The sequence below is a fragment of the Clostridium nigeriense genome (genome assembly GCF_050585245.1).
GTDB classification, from domain to species: Bacteria; Bacillota; Clostridia; order Clostridiales; family Clostridiaceae; genus Clostridium; species Clostridium nigeriense_A.
Window position 1 is genome coordinate 1 of record NZ_JBNOOF010000044.1, and the last position, 245, is coordinate 245.

Genomic DNA, 245 nt, shown 5'->3' on the forward strand with positions numbered 1-245 from the left:
CCAGCTACAAATAACCGTACAGCCGGTACGTTTGGCAATAGCTGTACAGTCGGCAATATGGTCGGTATGACCATGCGACAGGAAGATAAAATCGGGGTTAATAGATTCAATTTTGATATGTTTAGCCAAATCATTAAGTGAAATAAATGGGTCGAATAGAATCTTTTTACCATTTGTTTCTACTTCAAAACAAGAATGACCGTAATAAGTGAATTTCATATCTGTTAACTAAGTTGCCAAAAATA

1 protein-coding gene is annotated in these 245 nt (G+C 35.5%); it reads right to left on the reverse strand.

Annotated elements, in window-relative coordinates:
• Nucleotides 1-219 (reverse strand): MBL fold metallo-hydrolase (locus ACQPUY_RS17750; protein ID WP_430843384.1); only part of this gene is annotated, 219 nt, incomplete at its 3' end.
• Between the last annotated feature and the right edge of the window lie 26 nt (nucleotides 220-245).